Genomic DNA, 24,599 nt, shown 5'->3' on the forward strand with positions numbered 1-24,599 from the left:
CTTGCGCCGGCGCCGTTCAGCCGCCAAGCAGCGGTGATGCGGATCGCCCTGTATGAACCCGAAATCCCCGGCAATGTTGGCGCCGTGCTGCGGCTGGCCGCCTGTCTGGGCGTCGCGGTCGACCTGATCGAGCCATTGGGGTTCGCCTGGGACGATCGGCGGGTGCGGCGGACGGCGATGGACTATATCGACCATGTCGCGGTCACGCGGCATGGGGGCTTCGATGCATTCCGGTCGGCGGTCGCGCCGCCGCGGCTCGTGCTGTTCACGACCAAAAGCGACCGGTCGGCCTATGATTTCGCCTTCCAACCCGACGACGTGCTGCTGTTCGGCAAGGAGAGCGCCGGCGTTCCCGCCGACATTTCCGAGGCGTGTGACGAGCGGCTGCGCCTGCCGATCCGGGCGGAGGTGCGATCGATGAACCTCGCCACCGCCGCCGCACTCGCGCTGGGCGAGGCGCTGCGCCAGACCGGCGGCCTGCCCGGCTGACCCCATTCGTTCGCGCGATTGCGTACGCTCGCCGATCGTGACGGGGCGATCGGCGGCTTCGTGCGTTGTCCCGGCTTCCGGGATGTTCCCCGACAAGGATGATCGAACGCATGGCGGACAGGCCCGAACTGGAAATCTCACGCCGCGGCGTGTTGGCGAGCGGCGCGATGGGTGCCGCGATCGCGGTAGCACCGGGCGCGGCGGTCGCGCAGACTGCCCCCGAACCGCAGGCGCCGCCGACCATGCCGGTCCGGTTCACGGTGAACGGCAAGCCGCAGCAGCTGACGCTGGATACGCGGACCACGCTTCTCGATGCATTGCGCGAGCACCTGTACCTGACCGGCACCAAGAAGGGTTGCGATCATGGCCAGTGCGGGGCGTGCACGGTGCTGGTCGATGGCAAGCGGATCAATTCGTGCCTGACGCTGGCGGTGATGCACGAAGGCGACGCGATCGTGACGATCGAGGGGCTGGGCACCCCCGACAAGCTGCACCCGATGCAAGCCGCGTTCGTCAAGCATGACGGATATCAATGCGGCTACTGCACGCCGGGGCAGATTTGTTCGGCGGTGGCGGTGCTCGACGAGATACGGCGCGGGGTGCCGAGTCATGTGCAGGCCGACCTGACTAGACGCCCGGCCGCAACGAACATGGAGATGCGCGAGCGGATGAGCGGCAATATCTGTCGCTGCGGTGCCTATTCGAACATCGCCGATGCGATGGCCGATGTCGCGGGAGCCAAGGCATGAGAGCCTTCACCTACGAACGCGCACGCGACGCGGTCGCGGCGGCGCGCATCGTCGCCGGACGCCCCGATGCCAAGTTCATCGCGGGCGGCACCAATCTGCTCGACCTGATGAAGCTGGAGATCGAGACGCCGATGCATCTGGTCGACGTGCAGGATCTGGGGTTCGACAAGATCGAGAAGACCCGCGACGGCGGCCTGCGCATCGGGGCACTTGTTACCAATACCGATCTGGCGGCCGACGAACGGGTACGGCGCGATTATGGTGTGTTGACCCGCGCGATCGTCGCCGGGGCTTCGGGCCAGTTGCGCAACAAGGCGTCGACCGCCGGCAATCTGCTGCAGCGGACGCGCTGCCCCTATTTCTACGACACCAACATGGCCTGCAACAAACGCAAGCCGGGGTCGGGATGCGCGGCGATCGGCGGCTATTCGCGGCAGCTGGGCGTGATCGGCGTCAGCAACGCCTGTATCGCGACCTTTCCGGGAGACATGGCGGTGGCGATGCGGGTGCTCGACGCGACGATCGAGACGGTCGACGGCAGTGGGCAGACGCGCTCCATCCCGATTGCCGAGTTCCACCGGCTATGGGGTGATCGGCCCGAGATAGATACGGTGCTGAAGCCCGGTGAGCTGATTACCGCCGTCACTCTGCCCCGCCCGATCGGCGGGCGCCATTTCTATGAAAAGGTACGCGACCGGGCGTCCTATGCCTATGCGCTGGTGTCGGTCGCGGCGGTGATCCAGCGCGACGGCACCGGGCGCGTCGCGTTCGGCGGCGTGGCGCCACGGCCCTGGCGGGTCGAGGCGGCGGACGCGTTGCTGCCGCAAGGGGCCGCCGCGGTCACCGGGCGGGCGTTTCAGGGGGCGACCCCGACCAAGGACAATGCGTTCAAGCTGCCGCTCGCCACCCGCGCGCTGGCATCGGTCATCGCGCAAGCCAAGGCGTAATCCATGCAGTTCGATACCCCCGCGACGACCAATCCCATCGACCGGATGAAGGTGGTCGGCCGCCCGCACGACCGGATCGATGGTCCGCTCAAGACGACCGGCTTCGCACCCTATGCCTATGAGCATCGCGCCATCGCCAATCCGGCCTATGGCTATATCGTCGGATCGGCGGTGGCGAAGGGTACGATCCGGTCGATCAACCTTGACGACGCGCGCGCCGCGCCGGGCGTCCTGTCCATCGTCACCGCGCAGAATGCGGGGAAGTTGGGCAAGGGGCAGATGAATACGGTCAAGCTGCTCGCCGGGCCGCAGGTCGACCATTATCATCAGGCGGTGGCGCTGGTCGTGGCCGAGACGTTCGAACAGGCGCGCGCCGCCGCCGCACTGGTGCGGATCGATTATGCGCGGGCGCCCGGCAGCTATGATCTGGACGAGGCGCTCAAGACCGCGCCCTTGACCGGCGGCGACAGCGGCGAGGGCAGCGGGGCGCCGCCGGTCGACCGGGTCGGCACGTTCGAGGACGCCTTTGCCGCCGCGCCGGTCAAGATCGATGCCGAATATACCACGCCCGACCACAGCCATGCGATGATGGAGCCGTTCGCGTCGATCGCGGCGTGGAATGGCGATGAACTGACGCTGTGGACGTCGAACCAGATGATCGACTGGGGGCGCGGCGATCTTGCCAGGACGCTCGGCATTCCCAAGGACAAGATTACGCTCATGTCGCCCTATGTGGGCGGCGGCTTTGGCGGCAAGCTGTTCCTGCGCGCCGATGCGGTGCTGGCAGCGCTGGGCGCGAAGGCGGCGAAGCGGCCGGTGAAGCTGGCCATGCAGCGGCCGTTGATGGTCAACAATGCGACCCATCGCCCGGCGACGCGGCAGCGCATCCGGCTGGGCGCGCAGGCCGATGGCACGATCACTGCGATCGCGCATGAGAGCGGATCGGGTGACCAGCCCAATGGCGGCCCGGAAACCGCGGTCAACCAGACCAAGCTGCTCTATGCCGGGGCGAACCGGCTGACCTCAATGCGCCTTGCCGTGCTGAACCTGCCCGAGGGTAATGCAATGCGCGCGCCTGGCGAAGCGCCGGGGATGATGGCGCTCGAAATCGCGATGGATGAACTCGCTGAAAAGCTGCGGATGGACCCCGTCGCGCTGCGGGTGAAGAACGACACGCAGGTCGATCCTGAAAAGCCCGAGCGGCGTTTCTCACAGCGGCAGTTGGTCCGGTGCCTGAACGAAGGGGCGCAGCGCTTCGGCTGGTCGCGGCGCAGCGCTACGCCGGGGCAGATGCGCGACGGCAAATGGCTGGTTGGCATGGGCGTTGCCGCCGCGTTCCGCAATCACGTCAACCGGCCGTCGGGCGCTCGCGTGCGGCTGGACCGTAAGGGGGTGGTGACGGTCGAGACCGACATGACCGATATCGGCACCGGCAGCTATACGATCATCGCTCAGACGGCGGGCGAGATGCTGGGCGTGCCGGCCGAGGCGGTGGTGGTGAAGCTCGGCAGTTCGGCCTATCCGGTGTCGGCAGGCTCCGGCGGGCAATGGGGCGCGGCCAATGCGACGGCGGGCGTCTATGCCGCCTGCGTCAAGCTGCGCGAACAGGTGGCCGGGCGGCTGGGCATCGATGCGGCGAGTGCCGAATTCGTCGATGGCCGGGTCAGCGGCGGCGGCAAGAGCGGCGACCTGCGCGCCGCAGCGGCGGGCGGCGAATTGGTCGGCGAGGACAAGATCGAATTCGACAAGCTCGACAAGTCCTATCAGTTCGCGACCTTCGGCGCGCATTTCGTCGAGGTGGGGGTGGACGCCTATACCGGCATCACCCGCATCCGGCGGATGCTGGCGGTGTGCGCGGCGGGGCGGATCATCAACCCGAAATCGGCGCGCAGCCAGGTGATCGGCGCGATGACGATGGGCGCGGGATCGGCGCTGATGGAGGAACTGGCGGTCGACAAGCGCTTCGGCATGTTCGTCAACCACGACCTCGCGAGCTACGAAGTGCCGGTCCATGCCGACATTCCGCATCAGGAGGTCGTGTTCCTCGACGAGGCGGATGAGAAGGCCAACCCGATGAAGGCCAAGGGCGTCGGCGAGCTCGGCATGTGCGGCGTTGCGGGCGCGGTGGCGAATGCGGTCTATAACGCGACCGGGGTCAGGGTCCGCGACTATCCGCTGACGCTGGAAAAGCATCTCGAACGGTTGCCGCCGATCGCCTGACGGGGTTTCAGGGGGTGGCGGGCTTCGCCACCTCCACCGCATAGATGTGCGTGGCACCTTCGAAATTGCCGCGGAACACGACCCATTTCGCGTCGGGGGTGAAGGTCATGTTCGGCTCCAGCCGATAGTCGTGCTGGCGCATGTCGACCAGCTTCTCGACCGCCAGCGTGCCGGGCACGATCAGCGCATCGACATTGGCGGCGTGGATATCGGCGACGTCGGGGATCGCCTGCGGCGTGAACAGGTATAGATATTTGCCGTCAGGGGCGTGGGCGACCATCTCGCTGTCACCGCCATCGCCGGAAAAGCGCTTGCCGCCGGGCATCTGGTTGTAATGGACCGACCATTGGTCGCGGTCGACCTTGTACCAATGGCGTTTGCGCGTCGTCAGGTCGTAGCCGGCGAGCCAGAACACCTCGCCGCGGGGCGTTTGCAGGTCGTACCAGATCGTCCGGCCGTCGACCGAGAAGAATTCGTGGCCGGCAATCTCCATGTTCATGGTGCGCTTGTGGATCAGCGTCTTGCCCGTCCCGTCGGCGCGGATGGTCCAGATGCGGTCGACCTTATGCCACGGCCCTTCGTGGCAATACATAATTTGCTGCGGATCGGTCGGCGAGAACTGGATATGGTTCAGCCAATCGGTCGAGGCGGTGACGACACGCCGCTGCCCGGTGCGCAGGTCGATGGTGAAGATCTCCATCGGAATGCCCGCCTCCAGCCGTTCGTTCAGCCGGCGTTCCTTGGCCTCGGCGAACCTGTACGGCGTGCCGTCGGCGCGGGTGGCGCGGTAATCGGCCTCGCCCGGCCCGACGACGCGGCCGGGCGTATGGCGATCGTCCTGCCGCGTGCCGTCGGGGCGTAGCGTGCCTTCGCCCAATGCGACCTGTCCCAGCAGCAGCGTCTCGTCGGCGTTGATCGAGCCGATCGACCCGCCGGGGACGTCGGCGACCTTGCGCGTGCGGCCGGTGTCGATATCGACGGCGTAGACCGAGGACGGACCGCTGGCATCGTTGCGAAGTTGCCGCGCATAGTAAGCGGTGCGGGTGCGCCGGCCGGTGAAGAGCAGCGTCACACCCTTTTCACGGATCAGCGGTTTCAGGTCCCATGTCTTCAGGTCGACCGTGGCGATGCCGTCGGGCACGTTTACGACCATCCGGTCGCCCTGCGGCGTATAGCTGTTCTGGTGGAAGTAAAGCGTCGTGCTGTCGGGCACGCGACTGATGCGGATGACGCGGTGGCCGGTCAGGCGATCGACCCATTCGGCGGCGGGCTTAGCCAGCGCAGGCGCGGCGTTCATCAGCATTGCCGCGAGGCCGAGGATCATCGGGGTCCGCATCGCTCTCTCCAAACGCGCTTGTGGATGTTCCACATAGTATGATAACTATTCACATATTGAGCATGATGAAGTGGGCGACGCAAGCCTGCACCATGCGGAGGAGAGAGCGCGCGTGATATCCGCCCCACCTGCCAAGCGTCCGGTACGGCTCATCAACTACCTCGCCTATGGGTCGAACGACGTGCTGGGCGCGGGGTCGATGGCGGTGATCTCGGGATGGGTGCTGATCTTCTACACCCAGTTCTGCGGGCTGACCGCGGGACAGGCGGCGCTGATCTTCGCGGTCGCCCGCATCCTCGATGCCGTCGCGTCGCCGGTGATCGGCTATCTGTCCGATCATTTCGGCACGACGTCGCTGGGGCGACGGTTCGGGCGGCGGCGCTTCTTCATCCTCGCCGCGATCCCCCTGCTGCCGAGCTTCGCGCTGATGTGGCTGCCGGGCATGAGCTTCTGGTATTATCTGGTCAGCTATGTCGGGTTCGAGCTGGTCTATGCGATGGTCATCATCCCGTATGAGACCCTCGCTGCGGAAATGTCGACCGACTACAAGACCAAGGCGAAGTTCGCAGGGTTCCGCATCCTGTTCGGCCAGACCGCCGCGATCCTCGCCGGGTTCCTGCCGCTATGGCTCATCAACTATCTCGGCCGCGACAGTGCGCAGACCTTCTTCTATATGGGGCTGATCTTCGCGGCGCTGTTCATGGCGACGGCGGCGTTCCTGTACCGGTTCAGCTGGGAACGCCCCCTGCCCCCGCAGGCCGCCGGACGGGCGAGCGCGGGCGTCGGTTCGGCGTTCAAGGCGCTGTATCGCAACCTGTTCTCTACGATGCGCATCCGTGCGTTCCGGCTGCACCTCGGCATGTATCTGGGCGGCTATATCAGCCAGGACATCTTCAACGCCGCCTTCACCTTCTTCGTGATCTTTGCACTGGCGGGCACGACGGCGATGGCCTCAGGACTGCTCGGCACGATGTATATCGTCCAGTTCGTGGCGGTGGTGATCGCGATCAACCTCGCGCTGCGCGCCTCGCCGGCCTTCGCCTATCGGCTGGCGGCGGTCACCTTCGGCCTCGGCGTCATCGTGCTGTTGTCGCTGTGGGCGGGGGGTACGACCGCGACCAGCCCGCTCATCTATCTGGCGATCGGCCTTGCCGGGCTCGGTCGCGGCGCGTTAAACTATATCCCATGGGCGACGTACAACTACATGGCTGATGTCGACGAGATCGTGACCGGACAGCGGCGCGAGGGCAGCTTTGCCGGCGTCATGACCTTCGTGCGCAAGGCGACGCAGGCGGCGGCGGTGGCGGGGGTCGGGCTCATCATCCAGGCGGGCGGCTTCGTGTCGGGCGCGCAGACGCAGACGCCGGAAGCGGTCAACACCATCGCGCTGCTGCTAGGCGTGGGGACGCTTGGCGTGCTCGCCGCGGGCATCCTCATCTCGCTGCGCTTCCACCTCGATCCGACGACGCACGCGATCCTGATGGAGGAGATCGAACGCTTGCGCACCGGCGACACTGCGCCCCCCGATCCGCGGCACAAGGCGGTGGTCGAGGACCTGTCGGGATGGCCGCACGACCGGCTATGGGGCAACAACCCGGTCGCGGCGAAGCTCGCATGATCTGGGCGGCGTTGCTGGCACAGGCGGCCACCGCAACCGCTCCGGTTCCGCTGTGGCGCGATCCGGTGCATGACGGTGCGGCCGATGCGTCGACGGTGCGCGATCCGGCGAGCCGCGAATGGGTGATGTTCTATACGAACCGCCGCGCGAACCTGCCGATCGAGGATGAGAAGGACGTGTCGTGGGTGCATGGCACCGCGATCGGCATCGCCCGGTCGAAGGACGGCGTCCACTGGCGCTATGGCGGTACGGCGGCGATACCGCAAGGCTGCACCGGCGCGACGCTGTGGGCGCCCGAGGTACAGCGGATCGGCGGGCGCTGGCATATGTGGCTGACGGTCGTGCCGGGGGTATTCCGGGACTGGAACGCGCCGCGCTACATCGTGCACCTGACCAGTCGCGACCTGAAGCGGTGGGAATGCGGGGAGCGGCTCGACCTGGGCTCCGACCGGGTGATCGACGCCAGTGTCGCAGTGCTGGGGCCGAACCGCTACCGTTTGTGGTTCAACGACGAACGCACCGGCAAATCGATCAACTATGCCGATAGCAGCGACCTGATCCACTGGACGGTCAAGGGCATCGTCACCGACACCCCGGGCGAAGGGCCGAAGGCGTTCCGCTGGCGCGGGCGCTGGTGGCTGGTCAGCGACGCGTGGAAGGGATTGCTGGTGCAGCGGTCCGACGATGCGGCGAACTGGACCCGGCAACCGGACTATCTGCTCGCCGATCCGGGCAAGCGTCCGACCGACCGGGCAAAGGGGCAGCATCCCGACATCGTCGTGGTCGGCGACCGGGCGTGGATCGTCTATTTCGTGCACCAGTCGGGCGAGCCGGAAGTCGTGCGCGATCTGCGCTGGCACCGGCGCACCGTGTTGCAGATCGCCGAATTGCGCGAGGCGAACGGGATATTGTCGGTCGATCGCGACGCGGCCGTGGTGCGGCCGCTGCGTTGATCGCCTATTCGCCGATCATGTTGCCATAGCCGATCACGATCGTAGCGAGGATCAGCAGCGTGACGCCGCCCCAGACCATCGCACGGGTCCGGGGGGCAGCGTCCTTCCACTCCTTGAGCGCAAAGCCCCAAAGCGTGCCGAAAATGATGATCGAGGCCATGTGCAGCGTCCAGCTCGAAAAGCCGAACCGACCCATCTGGCTTTCGCCCATGGTGTAGAAGAAGAACTGGAAATACCAGGCGGTGCCGGCGAGCGCGCACAGCAGGAAATTGCCCGCCATCGGCGCGCCGGCCGCCTTGCCCCGGCCGAGCCATTCGCCGGCGCTGCGGTTGCGGACGATCAGGATCGTGCACCACACCGCGTTGGTCAGCAGCCCGCCGAACATGACGAGGCACAGCACCGGCAGCCCGGTCCATAGCGGCCCGGTGCCCGCCGCCGCCGACAGTGCCTTGATCGGTTCGCCGGCGGCAAGGCCGAAAGCGAAGCAGGCCGACATGATCCCGGCGAAGATCGCGACGACGATGCCCTTGCGGAAATCGAACTCGGCGACGGCGGCGGCCTTTTGTTCGGGGGACAGCGCCTGATCCTTCTTGGCACCCGCCAACGCGACGACGACGATCCCCGCCAGCGTCAGGGCGAGCCCCAGGAGGATGATGTTGCCCGATGTCGTATCGAGCAGTTTTTCAGCGAAGTCCCCGGCGAACAGCGGCGGGATCAGCGTGCCGAAGACGGTGCAGAGACCGAGCACCACCGCCATGCCGAGCGATAGGCCGAGATAGCGCATGACCAGCCCATAGCCGAGCCCGCCGAAGCCCCATAGCACGCCGAAGAAGATCGGCCAGAGCAGCGTCGGCGCCGGGGTCGCGGCCAGCACGCCGAGCAGATCGTTCGTCTGGACACGCGCGAAGAACCATGGGGCGAGCACCCACGAGAAGATGCCGCCGGTCAGCCAGTATATTTCCCACGACCAGCGTTTGACGCCGCGATAGGGCACGTAGAAGCTGGCCGAGGCGAAGCCGCCTAGCCAATGATAGAGGACGCCGGTCAGCGGATTGGGCGTCATAGCGTCAGGCCCAGACGATAGAGGCGGTTGGCGTTACCGGCGAACATCGCGCGGCGTTCGGCTTCGGTGAAGTCGGCGGTGGCCGTCACATAGGCGCCGAGCGTTTCGGCGAAGCTGCCGAACAGCTTGTCGGTCGGAAAATCGCTGGCGACCATTGCCCGGTCGGTGCCGAACAGATCGATCGCGGTCCGCACCAGCGTGCGGGCCTGATCCAGGGTCCACGGGCGGTGGGTGAAGCCGATGCCCGACAGCTTGATCGCGACATGCGGCAGGCGGGCGAGCGCGGTCAGGCCGTCGCGCCATTCGCGTTCCTCGCCCGGCACGCACATACCCATGTGATTTATCATCACCGGCGTTTCGGGATGGCGCTCGATCAGCCGGGCGAGACCAGGGAACTGGCCGGGATAGGCTTGCAGATCGAAGCTGAGGCCGTGTGCGGCAAGGCGAGCATAGCCCCTGCCCCATGCCTCGTCCTGGGTCACGTCGTGCGGGGTGTAGGTGCGACGCGGATCGCGGTGCCAGTTGACGATATGGCGGATGCCGCGGACGTTCGGGTGTGCCGCGTGCTGCCCGAGCAACGTGTCGACGTCGGGGTCGGACAGGTCGGCAAAGGCGATAATCGCGCTCGGCAGCCCCTCGCGATCGGCCATCGTCTGTAGCCAGCGGGTTTCCTTCAGCGCATCGGCGGTCGCCGCACCGGCATCGACATGGACGATGCCACGCACGTCCCAGTCGCCGGCATCGGCGCGATAGTCGTCGAGCAGATAGGTTCTGGCGATCGGTTCGACCGAGCCGTTGGGACCGTCATCGGCGAAAGGCGGGGTCAGCCATGGATAGCGGATATGGTCGAGGTCCCAGAGATGGACATGGGCGTCGACGAAGGGGAGTTTTTCCATGGCATTGCGCTCCCGGTTCTGTTCCTAGTTACAGCATCCGTTCGCTTCGAGCGCAGGTTCGAGCCTGTCGAGAACCGTAGTCGAAAAGGGGTTGCCCCAATCAGGGCGTTCTCGACGGACGCTTCTCGACTTCGCTCGAAGCTGCTCGAACCGAACGGGAATGCGGCTAACGGGTCCTAGTACGTCGTCCGACCACCCGAGGTGTCGAACACCGACCCCGTCGTGAAGCTGCATTCCTCGCTGGCCATGAAACACACCATCGCCGCGCTTTCGTCGACCTCGCCCAACCGTCCCATTGGGATTTTCGAGCGCATATAGTCGACCTGGCTCTGCGGCAGTTGCGCGAGGATCGGGCTTTCGAAGGTCGCCGGGGTCAGCGCGTTGGCGATGACGCCCTTGCCGGCGAGTTCCTTGCCAAGCGACTTGGTGAAGCCGATCACCCCGGCCTTGGTCGCCGAATAGGCGCTGGCATTGGGGTTGCCTTCCTTGCCCGCGACCGAAGCCACGTTGACGATCCGGCCATAGCCGTTCGCCAGCAGGTGCGGCACGACCGCGCGGTTGCAGTAGAACAGGCCGTTCAGGTTGACGTTCACGACCTGCAGCCAGCTGTCGATCGGGAATTCATGCACCGGCACGGTCGCGCCGGTGATGCCCGCCGAACAGATCAGGATATCGATCTTGCCCAGTGCGCCCACACTTTCCTCGGCAGCGGCGGCGACCGCCGCTGCGTCGGAAACATCGAGACGGACGCCGTGCAGCCCGGCGCGTTCACAGGTTTGCTCCAGCGCGGGGTTCATGTCCCACACCGATACCTGTCCGCCCTCCGCGACGATGCGTTCGGCGACGGCGAGGCCGAGGCCCGACGCGCCGCCGGTGATGATCGCGTTCCGCCCGGCGAACCGCCCCGAATAGATCGTCATCCGAGCACCACGTCGCCGAGGTTGCGCCATTCGACGACCTGCTGCTTCTGTTCGCCGAGACCCGCGATGCCAAGCTTCATCGTATCGCCTGCCTTCAGGTAGATGGCGTTCGGCTTCTTGCCCTCGCCCACGCCCGGCGGCGTACCGGTGATCATCACGTCGCCCGGATACAGGGTGATGTACTCGCTGACGTACGCGATGAGTTCGGCGACGTCGAAGATCATCGTCTTCGTATTGCCGGTCTGCATCCGCTCGCCGTTGACGTCGAGGAACATGTCGAGATTCTGATGGTCGCCCACCTCGTCCGGCGTCACCAGCCAGGGGCCGAGCGGGCAGAAGGTGTCGTGGCCCTTGCCCTTCGACCACTGGCTGCCGCGCTGCTTCTGGTTGAAGCGTTCGGACACGTCGTTGGCGATGGCAAAGCCGGCGACGTGGGACAACGCATCTTCCTTCGACACGTAGCGCGCGGTCTTGCCGATCACGACGGCCAGTTCGACTTCCCAGTCGGTATGGGTCGAACCCTTGGGAATCATCACCTCGTCATTCGGGCCGGTCAGCGACGACAGCGCCTTCATGAACATCATCGGTTCGGCCGGCACCGGCAGGTTCGATTCGGCGGCATGGTCGGCATAGTTCAGGCCGATCGCGACGATCTTGCCGATGCCGGCGACCGGTACGCCGTAGCGAGGCGTTCCATCAACGACCGACAGGGCGTCGACATCGACGTTCAGCCCGGCGATGCTGGCGACGGTGATGTCGTCGACCACGCCCGACAGGTCACGGATCTGGCCATTCGCATCGACGATGCCGGGCTTTTCAGCGCCCCGATTTCCATAGCGGCAGAATTTCATGTCGTTTCTCTCAATCTTCGAAGGGACGGTGCATGGTCAGGTCGCGGTTCAGTTCGACCCCGAAGCCCGGAGCGTCGAGTTTGCTGGTCCGCATCCGCCCGTTCTCCGGAATCGGTTCGCCGATCAACTGCGGATGGAACATCGGCTGCACATGATCGGCCTCCGGCGCCATCATCAGATATTCGGCGAAGGGCGAATTGTGGCGGGTGACCACGAAGTGATAGCTGTAGACCGACGATCCGTGCGGCACGACCAGCTTGCCGCGCGCATCGGCCAGCGCCGAAATCTTGAGCAGTTCGGTGACGCCGCCGCACCAGCCGACATCGGGCTGGATAATGTCGCAGCAATCCATCTCCATCAGCATGCGGAAACCCCAGCGGGTCGCCTCATGCTCACCGGTGGTGACCAGCATCCCGCGCGGCACGTTGCGCTTGAGTTCGGCATAGCCCCAGTAATCGTCGGGGCTGATCGCTTCCTCGATCCATTTCAGGCCGTGTTCGTGCGCGGCATGGGCGAGGCGCGTCGCATAGTCGACGTCGAGCGCCATCCAGCAATCCCACATCAGCCAGAAGTCCGGCCCGACACGCGAGCGCATGTCGGCGAGTTCGGCGATGTTCTTCTTCAAGCCCTCGACGCCCTCGGCCGGACCATGGTGCAGCGGCATCTTGCCACCGATAAAGCCCATTTCCTTGGCGAGATCGGGCCGCGCGCCGGTCGCGTAGAATTGCAGTTCGTCGCGCACCGCGCCGCCCAGCATCTGATAGACCGGTTCGTCGCGCAGCTTGCCGAGCAGATCCCACAGCGCAAGGTCGACGCCCGAAATGGCGTTCACCACCAGCCCCTTGCGTCCATAATATTGGGTCGAGAAGTACATCTGGTCCCAGATCTTCTCATATTCAGTCGGCGAGCGCCCTTCGAGGAAGCGGGCAAGGTGCTTCTCGACGATGAAGCAGGCAGGTTCGCCGCCGGTCGTCACCGCGAAACCGATCGTGCCGTCCTCCGCCTCGATCTCGACGATCAGCGTGCCGAGCACGTTGATGCCGAAGCTCTGCCGCGACTGGCGATATTCAGGGTAACGGCTCATCGGGGTCGCGATGTGATCGTCGATCCAGTGATAGCCCTGCTGGTCGTGATAATCCGCCCCGCCGCCCCGCACGGTGAACGCGCGGACGTGTTTGATCCTGGGAAGCGCCGCCTTCATTGCCACCACCTTCGTTACACGCGCGGACGCCAAGGTCCGCCGCCGACTGATCCGAAATCCGCACGCGCCGAATACCATTATGTGGTATGAAGCCGACCCATGCGGTCTGAACTGTTGGAAACCCCGCTGCGGGAAATCCCGCGAACATCCGCTCCGACTGGTTTACTTTCTCACTTTATGGGATAGGATGCTACTAGATGAGACAGAAACCGTCAAATGAAGAATCGCCGATCGCAGCCGAGGGCGATGCCGAACCCGACGCCAAGGGCGCGGGCAAGGCGCAGGGCAGCCAGACGCTGGTGCGCGGGCTCGACCTGCTCGATCAGGTGATCGACGGCCCGGTAAAGCTGGCCGAGCTGTCGCAGCGCATGGGATTGACGCGGTCGACGACGCACCGGCTGGCCAATGCATTGATCGATCGCGGTTTTCTTACCTTCCTGCCGCGCGAAGGCTATCTGTTGGGGCCGAAGCTGTTGCAGCTCGGCTTCCTCGCGCAAGGGCAGGCCGATATCGTGCAGATCGCACGGCCACGGATCGAGGAACTCGCCAGCCAGACCGAGGACACGGTCCATTTTGGGCGGCTCGACAGCGATCTGGCACTGTACCTCGACAAGATCCCGGGACGGCGCCGCGTCGATATCTCCAGCCGGATCGGCGATCGTCAGCCGCTGTCGTCGACCGGTCTGGGCAAGGCCCTTCTGCTCGACGATTCGGAAACGCGCTGGACCGCGATCTTCGAGGCAGAGCATCCGCCCGGCACGCGCCGGCCCGACTTCGACATCTGGATGGAACGGATGCGCGGTTATGTCGCCAGCGGCCATGCCTATGACCTTGAGGAAAACGAGGATTTGATCCGCTGCGTCGCTGCCCCGGTGCGCGATGCGTCGGGCAGGATCGTCGGCGCAATCAGCGTGTCGAGCGCCGCGCAATATATGGACGATGACCGCATGCAGACGCTCAGCGTCGACGTGCGCGGCACCGCCGAACGGATCAGCCGCGATCTCGGCTGGTCCCCGGAAACACAGGCGCTGCAAAAACGGCGCAAGCGATAAGGACGAGGACCGAGATGAAGCTGTTGGAAGGCAAGACGGTATTGGTGACTGGCGCATCGACCGGCATCGGTCGGGCTGCGGCGATCGGCGCGGCGCAGCATGGCGCGAACGTCGTCATCAACTATCACAGCCGCGACGAAGACGCCGATGCCTGTATCGCCGCGATCGAGGCGACCGGACAGCGTGGCCTCGCGATCAAGGGCGACGTCGCCGAAGCCGCCACCGCGACCGATTTCGTCGGGAAGGCCGTCGCCGAATTCGGCCGGGTCGACGTGATGGTGTCGAACGCCGGCATCTGCCCATTCCACGGCTTCCTCGACATGCCGGCCGAGACGCTGGAGCGGACGCTGCGCGTCAACCTGCACGGCGCCTATTATATGTGCCAGGCGACGGCGAAGGCGATGGTCGAACAGGGCGATGGCGGTGCGATCATCGCAGTGTCGTCGATCTCGGCACTGGTCGGCGGCGAGTACCAGACGCATTACACCCCGACCAAGGCCGGCGTGCATTCGTTGATGCAGTCGACGGCGATCGCGCTGGGGCGTCACGGCATCCGCTGCAATTCGGTGCTGCCGGGCACGATCCTGACCGAGATCAACAAGGACGACCTCGCCGACGAAGCGAAGCGCAAATATATGGAAAGCCGCGTGCCGCTCGGCCGGCTGGGCCAGCCCGAGGATATGGTCGGACCGATCGTGTTCCTCGCATCCGACATGGCGGCCTATGTCACCGGTGCGGCGCTGCTGGTCGACGGCGGCATGTTCGTGAACCTGCAATGAGCCAAGGCTTCAACCGTACTCCCGCGAAGGCGGGAGTCCAAGGTGACAAGCGTCGTCGTCTGCGGCTCTGGATCCCCGCCTGCGCGGGGATACTGATAGGTGCACCATTGTCCGCCGAAACGATCTTCATCGCCGGTGATTCGACCGCGCAGAACTACAAGGAAGATCGCTATCCGCAGACCGGCTGGGGGCAGATGCTGCCCTGCGGCCTGACCGGCGACGTACGGGTCGAGAACCGGGCGATGGGCGGTCGCTCGACCAAGAGCTTCATCGCCGAGGGGCGATGGGACAAGATCATGGCCGATGTGAAGCCCGGCGATGTCGTGCTGATCCAGTTCGGCCATAACGACGCCAGCCAGAACAAGCCGGAACGCTATGCCCCGGCCGCGACGCTGTACCGCGACAATCTGTTGCGGATGGTGTGGGAGACGAAGGGGCACGGCGCGACGCCGATCCTGATCACGCCGGTCGCGCGCCGCTCGTTCGGGCCGGACGGCAAGACCAAGGCCGATTTCGCGGCGTGGTCGGCGGTGGTGCGCGATATCGCCGCCACCACGGGAACGCAGCTGATCGATCTCGAGGCAGCGTCGCGCGGCTGGGTCGACGGCAAGGGGGTCGAGGGGTCGAAGGCGCTGTTCCTTCACTATCCGGCCGGACGCTATCCGGGGTTCAAGGACGGGATCAGCGACGACACCCACTTCAGCGAACTGGGCGCGCGCGGCGTGGCCGAACTGATCGCCGCCGATCTGGCGCGAACCGGGCTTCCGGTCGCGGCGAAGGTCGCGAAGGACCGGCCCGACCTGACGCGGACTACGCCACTGGGGAAGATGGGATGTCGGTGAGGCGCTCCAAACCATCGTCACCCCAGCGCAGGCTGGGGTCTCTTGGTGACGGAGCGGGCGCTTCGATCGAGCAAGACCCCAGCCTACGCTGGGGTGACGTTGCTGGTTGGGGCATGGCACGGCGGACGTTTCTCGGGGTAGGAGCCGCGCTCGGCATCGCCACCGCCCTGCCCGCCCTCGCCCAGCCGGGTTCCGCTTCCCTCGCCTACCGCCCGATCTGGCCGGGCGCGGCACCGGGTGGGGAGAAGGTCACGGCGACGGAGCAGGAAATCCCCCGCTCCCCGACTGGGCCGAAGGACGACACCGCCTTCCTGCACGTCCGCACCCCGACCATCGCGCACATCGCTCCAACCAAGCCCAACGGCGCGGCGATCCTGCTGATCCCGGGCGGCGGATACCTGCGCGTCGCGATCGGCAATGGCGGGCGGGCGCTGCTGCAATTCTTCGCCGATCGCGGCTATCATGCCTATCTACTGAAGTACCGGTTGCCCGGCGATCCATGGGCCGCGGGACCGGACGCACCGTTGCAGGATGCGCAGCGTGCGCTGCGGCTCATCAAGGCCGAGGCGAACGGCAATGGCGTCGCGATCGACCGGATTGGCGTGATGGGCTTCTCGGCCGGCGGGCACCTCGCCGCGATGCTGGTCTATCGGACCGACGCGACCTATACGCCGGTCGACGCCGCCGATGCGCAGCCGCTGGGCGTTCGCGCGGCAGGGCTGCTTTATCCGGTCGCGCTGATGGGCACGCCCGGCACGCACAAGGGGTCGCAGGACCAGTTGCTCGGCAAGGATCCGTCCCCCGACCAAACGGTGCGCGCCCGCACCGATGCGTGGATCGGCGCGGCCAGCCCACCGACCTTCATCGCCCATGCGATCGACGACAAGGTGGTGAGCGTCGACAACGGTCTTGCGCTGCTGGCGGCGCTGCGGCGGTCGAAGCGTCCGGCCGAAGCCTATTTCCCGGAGATTGGCGGCCATGGGTTCGGCGTCATGCTCGACGGACAACCGGCCCCCTGGACAAACCTGTTCTTCGACTTCGCCAAGCGGCACGGGCTATGAACCAGCCATCGGTCGCTCTGTTCGTCACCTGTCTGGTCGATGCGATGCGGCCGGTCATCGGCTTTGCCAGCCTGAAGGTGCTGGAAGAAGCCGGCTTCGACGTGATCGTCCCGCCCGGTCAGACCTGTTGCGGCCAGCCAGCGCTCAATTCGGGCGACCATGACGGCGCGGTCGCGATCGCCAAGGCGACGATCGCCTGCCTCGAACCCTATGACACGATCGTGGTGCCGAGCGGATCGTGCGGCGGCACGATCAAGGTCCATTATCCCGAACTCTTCGCCGACGATCCCGCATGGCTGGCGCGGGCCGAGGCGCTGGCGGCGAGGACGCACGAGATATTGTCGTTCCTCGACGCACAGGGCTGGCGACCGGACGGTGTCGCCTTGCCGACCAGCGCCGCCTATCACGACAGTTGCTCGGGGCTGCGCGAACTCGGCATCAAGCGCCAGCCGCGCGCGCTGCTGTCAGCGGTCGCCGGCCTCGACCAGTTGCCGCTGAAAGGCGCGGAAACCTGTTGCGGCTTTGGCGGCACCTTCTGCGTCAAATATCCCGCCATTTCGAACGCGGTGGTCGAGGAGAAGGCGCAGGCGATCGAGGATAGCGGCGCGGCGCTGCTGCTGGCCGGTGACCTTGGCTGTCTGATGAACATGGCGGGCAAGCTGCATCGGCGCGGCAGCGAGGTGCGGGCGTTCCATACCGTCGAGATCCTGGCCGGCATGGGCGACGGCCCGGCGATCGGGGAAACGTCATGAGCTTTGGGCAACGGGTTGAACTGGCGCTAGCGGACCGTGTGCTTAAGGTCGCGGTCGAGCGTACCGCGGGCACCGCCGAGGCCAAGCGGGCGCTGGCGGTCGAGGCTTTCCCGGCATTCGAGGACGCCCGGACGCGGGCGGCGGCGATCAAGGATCATGTGATCGCGCATCTCGGCCATTATCTGGAGATGTTCGAGGCGAATGCGATCGCGGCCGGTGCGCAGGTCCATTGGGCGCAGACCGCTGATGAAGCGGCGACGATCGTCATCGACCTGTGCCGCAGGGCCGGTGCGAAATCGGTCGCGCGGTCGAAATCGATGCTGGGTGAGGAAATCGGCCTGCCGCATGCGCTGGCCGAGGCGGGGATCGAACGGGTCGAGACCGACCTGGCCGAACATATCATTCAGCTGGGGGGCGAGCGGCCGTCGCACATCGTCTGGCCGGCAATGCACAAGACCCGCGAGCAAGTGTCGGCGCTGTTCCGCGCCAAGCATTGCGACCCGCATGTCGAGGAAACGATCGCGGCGATGGCGGAAAGCGCCCGGCGGCATCTGCGCAGCGAAATGCTGGGCGCCGATGTCGGTATTTCGGGCGCGAACTTCCTCGTCGCTGATACGGGAAGCATTTGCACCGTCACGAACGAAGGCAATGCCGAACTGTCGATCGTGCCGCCGCGCGTGCATATCGTGACGGCGGGGATCGAAAAGATCGTGCCCTCGCTGCCGCATGCGATCCACATGCTCAGGATGCTGGCGCGGTCGGCGACCGGCGCGGCGCTGACCCAATATACGACCTTCTATACCGGGCCGAAGCGAGCCGGGGACCGCGACGGGCCGGAGGAGATGCACATCGTGCTGGTCGACAACGGCCGCAGCGCGATGGCGGCGGATGCGGCGTTGAAGGAAATGCTGCGCTGTATCCGCTGTGGTGCATGTATGAACCATTGCGTGGTATTCCGCCAAGTCGGCGGCCACGCCTATGGCGGCACCTATCCGGGGCCGATGGGCGCGGTGCTGACGCCGGCGCTCGACGGGCTGTCGGCCAATCGCGATCTTGCCCATGCCTGTACGATGAACGGGCGGTGCCAGGAGGTGTGCCCGGTCAAGATACCGCTCCCCACCCTGCTGCGCGGATGGCGCGAGAAGAGCTGGCGCGAGGGCCTGGAGCCGGTGTCGATGCGACAGGGGCTGGGACTTTGGCGACGTGCAGTGCTGCGGCCCCGCCTCTACCGGATGGCGAGCGGTGCGGCGGTACAAGCGATGCGGCTAATGGCGCGGCAGGGTTGGATATCGCGGCTACCCCTTGCCGGCGCATGGACGAAATATCGCGACATGCCCGCCCCCGAAGGCGGCACCTTCATGGAACAATATGCAAAAGGGCGACGGCGATGAGCGCGCGCGACGCGATCCTCGGCAAGCTGCGCGCGCCGGTGCCGGTCGATCTGGCGGCGCAGGCGGCGGCGCTGGTCGCGGGGAGCGAACGCCCGCCCGAACCGGCCGGTTCGCTGCTCGACCGCTTTGTCGCAAGGCTGGCGGGGCCGAGCGTGTCGGCGACGTTCGACCGGATCGATGATGCGCCGGCACTACCTGATGCGGTACGGCGCTATCTGGCGGCACAGGCCCTGCCCGCTGCGCTCTATTTGCCACCCACAGCCAGCGTGGCGGCACTCGACTGGCGCGGGTTCCGGATCGACGCTGTCGCCGCGCCGGATCAGGTCGCGACGCTGGCGGTGGCGAAGACGGGCGTCGCGGAAAGCGGGTCGCTGGTGTTCGAAACCGCGCCGGACGCGCCGATGCTGCCCAATTTCCTGACGCTGCACCATATCGTCGTGCTGGCGGAGGACGATCTGGTCGCGACGCTGGAGGATATCCCGGCCGATCTTGCTGGGCATCGCGCGCATTACTGGGTCACCGGGGTTTCGGGGACGACCGATATCGAGGGGCAATATGTCCGCGGCGCGCATGGCCCGCGATTCCTGCATGTGGTGATGGTCGGGTAGCACTGCTTCCTTTTCCCGTTCGCTTCGAGCGCAGGTTCGAGCCTGTCGAGAACCGTAGTCGAGAAGGCGTTGGTTGTTGCAGGGTCGTTCTCGACAGGCGCTTCTCGACAGCTTGAAGCTACTCGAACCGAACGGTTGGGAGTGGAGGCCGGTGCCGCGACAAAGTCGTGCGACATTAAAGACCTGCTAACCCGATGGTAACCGGAACGACGCATCGCACGCATACGTATTGCGCGTGACAAGCGTTCGACAATCGATACTGTCGCTCCGACCCTGTTCAGAGGAACCTGCGTGACCCAGCCTGCCTTCGCCGCCGTTTCCCCTACGTCCCCGCCGCTCGCCGAAGCGATTCTCGAAACGTTGGTCCATCGGATCGGCAAGGATGCACAGGCAGCATTGCCGCATGACTGGCTCGCCGCCACCATCCTGACGGTACGCAACGACATCATCGAACGCTGGATGGCGTCGAGTAAGCAGGCCCATGCCGCCGGCGCCAAGAAGGTCTATTATCTCAGCCTCGAATTCCTGATCGGGCGGCTGCTCCGCGACGCGATCGCCAACCTGTCGCGGACCGACGAGGTGCGTGACGCGCTGGCGTCGCTGGGCGTGAACCTTGCCGATCTGGAGGGCGAGGAACCCGATGCCGCGCTCGGCAACGGCGGTCTCGGGCGGCTGGCGGCATGTTTCATGGAAAGCCTCGCCAGCCTCGACCTGCCCGCGTACGGCTATGGCATCCGTTATGTGAACGGCATGTTCCGCCAGCGGATCGACAATGGCTGGCAGGTCGAACTGCCCGAAACCTGGCTGCGTCATGGCAATCCGTGGGAGTTCGAGCGCCGCGAGAGCAATTATCGTATCGGCTTCGGCGGTGAAGTCGTCGGTGACGAGAATGGCGATTGCCACTGGATGCCGAGCGAAAGCGTCGAAGCGGTCGCGGTGGACACGCCAGTGATCGGCTGGCGCGGGGCGCGGGTCAACACGCTGCGACTGTGGACGGCACGGGCGCGCGATCCGATCCGGCTCGACCGGTTCAATGCCGGCGACCACGAAGGCGCGCTGGCCGCATCGGTCCGGGCCGACACGCTGGTCCGCGTGCTGTATCCGGCGGACTCGACCCCCGCCGGGCAGGAATTGCGGTTGCGCCAGGAATATTTCTTCTCCTCCGCATCGATCCAGGACATCGTCCGCCGCCACGTCCAGTATTTCGGCGACATCCGCACCCTGCCCGACAAGGCGGCGATCCAGCTGAACGATACGCATCCGGCAGTGTCAGTCGCCGAATTGATGCGCATCCTGATCGACGATCATTCGCTCGATTTCGAGGGCGCGTGGGAGATCACCAAGGCAACCTTCGGCTACACCAACCACACGCTGCTGCCCGAGGCGCTGGAAAGCTGGCCGCTGCCGCTGTTCGAACGCCTGCTGCCCCGCCACATGCAGCTGGTCTATGCGATCAACGCGAAAGTGCTGCGCGAGGCGCGAGCGCAGGGGCAGGACGATCGCGCCATCGCCGCGATCAGCCTGATCGACGAAGGCGGCGAGCGGCGGGTGCGCATGGCGAACCTGGCGTTTACCGGCAGCCACAGCGTCAATGGCGTCGCGGCACTGCACACCGACCTGATGAAGCAGACGGTGTTCGCCGATCTGCATCGCCTCTATCCCGACCGGATCAATAACAAGACCAACGGCATCACGCCGCGCCGCTGGCTGTTCGAGAGCAATCCGGGGCTGACGTCGCTGATCCAGGAGGCGATCGGCGACGGCTTCCTCGACGACGCGACGAAGCTGGCCGACCTGAAGCCGTTCGCCGCCGACGCGGCGTTCCGGGAAAAGTTCGAAAGCGTGAAGCGCGCGAACAAGGTCCGGCTGTCGCAGCATCTGCGCGAGGTGATGGGCGTCCGCCTCGATCCCGATGCGATGTTCGACGTGCAGGTCAAGCGCATTCACGAATATAAGCGCCAGTTGCTGAACATCCTCGAGACGGTCGCGCTGTACGACCAGATCCGCAGCAACCCGGACAAGGACTGGACGCCCCGCGTGAAGCTGTTCGCGGGCAAGGCGGCGTCGAGCTATCACAACGCGAAGCTCATCATCAAACTGGCGAACGATGTGGCCCGGCGGGTCAATGCCGATCCGGCGGTGCGCGGGCTGCTGCGCGTCGCGTTCGTGCCGAACTACAATGTGTCGCTCGCCGAACTCATCATGCCCGCCGCCGATCTGTCCGAACAGATCAGCACCGCGGGCATGGAGGCATCGGGCACCGGCAATATGAAGCTCGCCCTGAACGGTGCGCTGACCATCGGCACGTTGGACGGTGCCAATGTCGAGATCCGCGACCATGTCGGCGCCGACGACATCATCATCTTCGGCCTGACCGCCGACCAAGTCGCCGAGAAGCGCGCCAATGGCTATAACCCGCGCGAGGCGATCGACGCGTCGCGCGAGCTGCAGCAGGCGCTGTCGGCGATCAAGGGCGGCGTGTTCAGCCATGACGATCCTGGCCGCTATGCGGGCCTGATCGACGGGATCGAGGATAGCGACTGGTTCCTGTGCGCGGCCGACTTCGACAGCTATGCGCAGGCGCAGCGCGACGTCGACGCCCGCTGGGCCGACCGCGCCGGCTGGAACGCCAGCGCGATCCGCAATGTCGGCGGGGTCGGCTGGTTCTCCTCCGACCGCACGATCGGCGAATATGCCCGCGATATCTGGAAGGTGATGTGAGGCCCCCGGCCGACGCCATCGCGGCGCTGCTCGCGGGGCGTCATGCCGATCCATTCGCCCTTCTGGGACCGCATGCCGGTCCCGAGGGGACGTTCGTTCGCGCATGGCTGCCCAACGCGCAAAAGGTGCTGGCGCATGACCTGTCGGGCAAGATGCTCGGCGAGTTGCGGCCGGTCGGTGACGGCATCGTCGAGGGAACGATCGACGGCCCGCCCCAGCCGCTCCTTTATTACGCGCGTGGCGGCGGCGGCGAATGGTGGGTGAAGGACCCCTATTCGTTCGGCCCGGTGCTGGGGCCGACCGACGACTTCCTGATCGCCGAGGGCACGCACTTGCGCCTGCACGACAAGCTCGGCGCGCATCCGATCCGGCATGAGGGTGCCGAGGGGATGCACTTTGCGGTGTGGGCGCCCAATGCGCAGGTTGTCAGCGTCGTCGGCGACTGGAACCATTGGGATACCAAGCGCCACCCGATGCGGCGGCGGAGCGATGTCGGCGTCTGGGAAATCTTCCTGCCCGATGTGGGCCCCGGACAGGCGTACAAGTTCGCGATCATCGGTCCCGACGGGCAGCGGCTGCCGCACAAGGCCGACCCCTTCGCCTTTGCCAGCGAGTTGCGGCCGGCGACCGCGTCGCGCACCGCCGCGCCGCCCGACCATGACTGGCGCGACGCCGCACACCGCGACCATTGGGCGTCGATCGATCCGCGCCGCGTGCCGATCTCGATCTACGAAGTCCATGCCGGTAGCTGGCAGCGCGGGGACGATGGTTGGTTCCTGCCGTGGGACCAGTTGGCCGACCGGTTGATCCCCTATGTCGTCGACATGGGCTTTACCCATATCGAGTTTCTGCCGATCAGCGAACATCCCTATGACCCGTCCTGGGGGTATCAAACCACCGGCCTCTACGCCCCGTCAGCGAGGTTCGGCGATCCGGCCGGGTTCGCTCGCTTCGTCGACGGTGCGCACAAGGCGGGTATCGGCGTCCTGCTCGACTGGGTACCGGCGCATTTCCCGACCGACGCGCACGGCCTCGCGCGGTTCGACGGCACCGCGCTTTACGAACATGACGATCCGCGGCTCGGGTTCCATCCGGACTGGAACACCGCAATCTATAATTTCGGGCGGCGCGAGGTATCGCAATTCCTGGTCAACAACGCGCTGTTCTGGGCTGAGCGCTATCATGTCGACGGTTTGCGCGTCGATGCGGTCGCGTCGATGCTGTACCGCGACTATTCGCGCAAGGACGGCGAATGGATCCCGAACGAAGCCGGTGGGCGCGAGAATTGGGAGGCGGTCGAGTTCCTGCGGGCGACCAACCGCGCCGTCTATCGCGAGCATCCGGGGTTCTTCACCATCGCCGAGGAATCGACGTCATGGCCGGGCGTGTCGAAGCCGGCGCATGAAGGCGGTCTCGGCTTCGGGTTCAAGTGGAACATGGGCTTCATGCACGACACGCTCGCCTATATGGCGCGCGAGCCGGTGTATCGCTCGCATCACCACAACGAAATCACTTTCGGCCTGACCTATGCCTTCAGCGAGAATTTCGTCCTGCCGCTCAGCCATGACGAAGTGGTCCATGGCAAAGGGTCGCTGCTGAACAAGATGGCGGGTGATGATTGGCAGCAATTCGCCAATCTGCGTGCCTATTACGGCTTGATGTGGGGTTATCCGGGCAAGAAGCTGCTGTTCATGGGGCAGGAGTTCGCGCAGCGGCGCGAATGGTCGGAGGAGCGTGCACTCGACTGGGAGCTTATGGACGCACCTGCGCATCGTGGCGTCGCGTCGCTGATACGCGATCTCAACCGGCTGTACCGCGACACCCCTGCGCTGCACGCGCGCGATTGCGAGGGCGACGGTTTCGAATGGGCGGTGGTCGACGATTTCGCCAACTCCGTCTTCGCATGGGAACGCCGCGCGCCGGGTGAAGCGCCGGTGCTGATCGTCAGCAACCTGACCCCCGTCCCGCGCGAGGGGTACCGCGTGCCGGTGTCGCAGGACGGGCGCTGGCGCGAGGTGCTGAACAGTGATGCGTCCGCTTATGGCGGCAGCGGAATCGGTAATCTGGGCGTTGTGGCGAGCGAGGGCGGAGCGGTCGTGCTGACCCTGCCGCCGCTCGCCACCTTGTGGTTCAAATACGAAGCGTAAACG

Annotated in this window: 21 protein-coding genes; 15 read left to right on the forward strand and 6 right to left on the reverse strand. The window is 65.8% G+C overall.

Annotated elements, in window-relative coordinates:
• Positions 1-36: 36 nt before the first annotated feature.
• From ACTHQV_RS06610 to paoC, 4 genes are all read left to right on the forward strand, one after another.
• Positions 37-489 carry a tRNA (cytidine(34)-2'-O)-methyltransferase gene (locus ACTHQV_RS06610; RefSeq protein ID WP_440489033.1) on the forward strand — a complete coding sequence of 151 codons (453 nt, stop codon included), beginning with the start codon at positions 37-39 and terminating at the stop codon, positions 487-489.
• 110 nt (positions 490-599) lie between these two features.
• Positions 600-1,238, forward strand: coding sequence for an aldehyde dehydrogenase iron-sulfur subunit PaoA (gene paoA / locus ACTHQV_RS06615; protein WP_440489035.1), 639 nt, complete (start codon positions 600-602; stop codon positions 1,236-1,238).
• Positions 1,235-2,185: an FAD binding domain-containing protein gene (locus ACTHQV_RS06620; RefSeq protein ID WP_440489036.1), complete on the forward strand. Its 951-nt coding sequence runs from the start codon at positions 1,235-1,237 to the stop codon at positions 2,183-2,185. The genes paoA and ACTHQV_RS06620 overlap by 4 nt, the downstream gene beginning before the upstream one ends.
• 3 nt (positions 2,186-2,188) lie before the next feature.
• A complete protein-coding gene (paoC, locus tag ACTHQV_RS06625) occupies positions 2,189-4,405 on the forward strand; it encodes an aldehyde oxidoreductase molybdenum-binding subunit PaoC (RefSeq protein WP_440489038.1) in 2,217 nt (738 codons plus the stop codon).
• Between the two features lie 7 nt (positions 4,406-4,412).
• Here paoC and ACTHQV_RS06630 read toward each other — a convergent pair whose 3' ends face one another.
• Positions 4,413-5,741, reverse strand: a complete 1,329-nt coding sequence (locus tag ACTHQV_RS06630; RefSeq protein WP_440489040.1) for an oligogalacturonate lyase family protein — start codon at positions 5,739-5,741, stop codon at positions 4,413-4,415.
• A gap of 112 nt (positions 5,742-5,853) precedes the next feature.
• On the opposite strand from ACTHQV_RS06630, the gene ACTHQV_RS06635 reads away from it, so the two are divergent.
• A complete protein-coding gene (locus ACTHQV_RS06635; protein ID WP_440489042.1) occupies positions 5,854-7,359 on the forward strand; it encodes an MFS transporter in 1,506 nt (501 codons plus the stop codon).
• Complete coding sequence (locus ACTHQV_RS06640; protein WP_440489044.1) at positions 7,356-8,312, forward strand: glycoside hydrolase family 43; 957 nt, start codon at positions 7,356-7,358, stop codon at positions 8,310-8,312. Before ACTHQV_RS06635 ends, ACTHQV_RS06640 begins: the two co-directional genes overlap by 4 nt.
• Before the next feature lie 4 nt (positions 8,313-8,316).
• Here ACTHQV_RS06640 and rhaT read toward each other — a convergent pair whose 3' ends face one another.
• From rhaT to rhmD, 5 genes are all read right to left on the reverse strand, one after another.
• Positions 8,317-9,375, reverse strand: a complete 1,059-nt coding sequence (gene rhaT, locus ACTHQV_RS06645) for an L-rhamnose/proton symporter RhaT (protein WP_440489046.1) — start codon at positions 9,373-9,375, stop codon at positions 8,317-8,319.
• Positions 9,372-10,271: an amidohydrolase family protein gene (locus tag ACTHQV_RS06650; protein WP_440489048.1), complete on the reverse strand. Its 900-nt coding sequence runs from the start codon at positions 10,269-10,271 to the stop codon at positions 9,372-9,374. The genes rhaT and ACTHQV_RS06650 overlap by 4 nt, the downstream gene beginning before the upstream one ends.
• A gap of 176 nt (positions 10,272-10,447) precedes the next feature.
• Entirely contained in the window at positions 10,448-11,191 is a 744-nt protein-coding gene (locus tag ACTHQV_RS06655; protein ID WP_440489050.1) for an SDR family NAD(P)-dependent oxidoreductase, read from the reverse strand.
• The gene (locus ACTHQV_RS06660; protein ID WP_440489052.1) at positions 11,188-12,042 is read right to left on the reverse strand and encodes a fumarylacetoacetate hydrolase family protein; all 855 of its coding nucleotides are present in this window, start codon (positions 12,040-12,042) and stop codon (positions 11,188-11,190) included. Before ACTHQV_RS06660 ends, ACTHQV_RS06655 begins: the two co-directional genes overlap by 4 nt.
• Positions 12,043-12,052: 10 nt before the next feature.
• Entirely contained in the window at positions 12,053-13,243 is a 1,191-nt protein-coding gene (gene rhmD / locus ACTHQV_RS06665) for an L-rhamnonate dehydratase (RefSeq protein WP_440489053.1), read from the reverse strand.
• Between the two features lie 197 nt (positions 13,244-13,440).
• Here rhmD and ACTHQV_RS06670 point away from each other — a divergent pair, with 197 nt between their 5' ends.
• The 9 genes from ACTHQV_RS06670 to glgB all read left to right on the forward strand — a co-directional run bounded on the left by ACTHQV_RS06670 (position 13,441) and on the right by glgB (position 24,596).
• A complete protein-coding gene (locus tag ACTHQV_RS06670; RefSeq protein ID WP_440489055.1) occupies positions 13,441-14,295 on the forward strand; it encodes an IclR family transcriptional regulator in 855 nt (284 codons plus the stop codon).
• 14 nt (positions 14,296-14,309) lie between these two features.
• Positions 14,310-15,074 (forward strand): SDR family NAD(P)-dependent oxidoreductase, encoded by a 765-nt coding sequence (locus ACTHQV_RS06675; protein WP_440489056.1) that lies wholly within the window; start codon positions 14,310-14,312, stop codon positions 15,072-15,074.
• A gap of 107 nt (positions 15,075-15,181) precedes the next feature.
• Positions 15,182-15,916 (forward strand): rhamnogalacturonan acetylesterase, encoded by a 735-nt coding sequence (locus ACTHQV_RS06680; protein WP_440489057.1) that lies wholly within the window; start codon positions 15,182-15,184, stop codon positions 15,914-15,916.
• Between the two features lie 113 nt (positions 15,917-16,029).
• A complete protein-coding gene (locus tag ACTHQV_RS06685) occupies positions 16,030-16,977 on the forward strand; it encodes an alpha/beta hydrolase (protein ID WP_440489058.1) in 948 nt (315 codons plus the stop codon).
• Positions 16,974-17,729, forward strand: coding sequence for a (Fe-S)-binding protein (locus ACTHQV_RS06690; protein ID WP_440489059.1), 756 nt, complete (start codon positions 16,974-16,976; stop codon positions 17,727-17,729). Before ACTHQV_RS06685 ends, ACTHQV_RS06690 begins: the two co-directional genes overlap by 4 nt.
• Complete coding sequence (locus ACTHQV_RS06695; protein WP_440489061.1) at positions 17,726-19,120, forward strand: lactate utilization protein B; 1,395 nt, start codon at positions 17,726-17,728, stop codon at positions 19,118-19,120. Before ACTHQV_RS06690 ends, ACTHQV_RS06695 begins: the two co-directional genes overlap by 4 nt.
• On the forward strand, positions 19,117-19,728 hold the full coding sequence (locus ACTHQV_RS06700; protein WP_440489062.1) for a LutC/YkgG family protein: 612 nt from the start codon (positions 19,117-19,119) through the stop codon (positions 19,726-19,728). The genes ACTHQV_RS06695 and ACTHQV_RS06700 overlap by 4 nt, the downstream gene beginning before the upstream one ends.
• 291 nt (positions 19,729-20,019) lie before the next feature.
• The gene (locus ACTHQV_RS06705; protein WP_440489064.1) at positions 20,020-22,449 is read left to right on the forward strand and encodes a glycogen/starch/alpha-glucan phosphorylase; all 2,430 of its coding nucleotides are present in this window, start codon (positions 20,020-20,022) and stop codon (positions 22,447-22,449) included.
• Entirely contained in the window at positions 22,446-24,596 is a 2,151-nt protein-coding gene (gene glgB / locus ACTHQV_RS06710) for a 1,4-alpha-glucan branching protein GlgB (RefSeq protein ID WP_440489066.1), read from the forward strand. Before ACTHQV_RS06705 ends, glgB begins: the two co-directional genes overlap by 4 nt.
• Positions 24,597-24,599 lie beyond the last annotated feature (3 nt).

It is taken from the genome of Sphingomonas sp. SAFR-052 (assembly GCF_051965015.1).
GTDB lineage: Bacteria > Pseudomonadota > Alphaproteobacteria > Sphingomonadales > Sphingomonadaceae > Sphingomonas.